Annotated in this window: 1 protein-coding gene; it reads left to right on the forward strand. The window is 40.6% G+C overall.

Features of this window, described 5'->3' with window-relative positions; genetic code table 11:
* The first annotated feature begins 1082 nt into the window (after positions 1–1082).
* Complete coding sequence (locus A3735_RS21730; protein WP_068511097.1) at positions 1083–1277, forward strand: type II toxin-antitoxin system VapB family antitoxin; 195 nt, start codon at positions 1083–1085, stop codon at positions 1275–1277.
* The last annotated feature ends 131 nt before the right edge of the window (positions 1278–1408 follow it).

The raw sequence follows: 1408 nt of genomic DNA on the forward strand, positions 1-1408 counted from the left end.
ACCGACGAAGCCTCTACAAATTCAAATGTGCCTGAGAAACTTAAACAGCAGAGCGGAACAGTGGGAAAACGTGCCACCTACCCTAAAACTTTAAACGGAGGAATACATGATAAGAAACGAGCATTCCCTGCCGAATATTGAGCCCTAAACCTTAAGAGCCAAAAAACATTTAACGCCTTTAGCTGCGGCGAGCGTCAGCGAGTCCAGCCCCGGGGCTTTTTCCGGGGCGAGGCAGGCTAAACTGGTTATATGATTTATTGCTTTGCACTTTGTTAAACCGCTTTAGTATCTTTAGATCTCTTAAGGGTAAGAAGCTGAAGCAACAAGTCACGTTTATTCTTAATTTTGCCACCGGCTAATTAAGCAGGATAACAACCAAATTTTTACCGAAACAATCAGCAGAACACCAATTAAAGCGACCCGTTTTCTCTGGGCCAAAAGCTATGTTTAGCAGTATAAACCTTGACGCTAAACTAAACTTTGAACCGAATACACTCTTTGTACAAAGTACCGCTAACCGCTTAAATTAATTGACCTTTTACTGCATATAACGCTTGCAGCTGCGGCCGAACGAAGTGAGGTCCAGCCCCAGTGATTTTCTGGGGCGAGGCAGGCTGCACTGGTTATATGATTTATTGCTTTGCACTTTGATACACCGCCTTAGTTTTTTAGAGTACTTAAGGATAAGAAGCAGAAGCAACAAACCATGTTAATTTTTACGTTTTGCCACCTGCTGATTAAGCAGGATAACTAGCTAATTTTTACCGAAACAATCAACAGAACACCAATTAAAGCGACCCGTTTTCTCTGAGCCAAAAGCTATGTTTAGCAGTATAAACCTTGACGCTAAACTAAGCTTTGAACCGAATACACTCTTTGCTCAAAATACCGCTAACCGCTTAAATTAATTGACCTTTTACTGCATATAACGCCGCGTTAACAGGCGTAGTAACAATGGCGGCTTTTTTGCCGCGTAGCGCGAAAAAGGTGACATTGTTACGGAGTCCTTGTTGAACGCTTGGTTATGTTTATTTATTGTGCTAGTGTGTATTTAGTTAATTTTTTATACACATAGGTGTTTTATGAGAACCAACATTGTAATTGATGACGAGCTAATGGCAAATGCTTTAAAGGTAAGCGGCTTACATACAAAGAAAGATGCTGTTGAAGAAGGCTTAAAGTTGCTTATTAAGCTAAATGAACAACAAGCTGTATGTAGTTTAAGGGGGAAAATACACTGGGAAGGCGATTTAAACGAAATGCGAGGCGATAAGTGATTATTGCTGACACAAGTGTTTGGATTGATTATTTTAACGGCGTAGTAAGTCCCTATACCGATGAGTTAGACAGGCAATTAATGAAGGGGAATGTTGCTTTAGGCGATTTAATTTTGCTTGAGATATTGCAG

The organism is Oleiphilus sp. HI0061 (assembly GCF_001635675.1).

Coding starts and splice junctions, on each gene's coding strand:
- A3735_RS21730 (WP_068511097.1), top strand. CDS start 1,083: ATGAGAACCAACATTGTAATTGATGACGAGCTAATGGCAAATGCTTTA.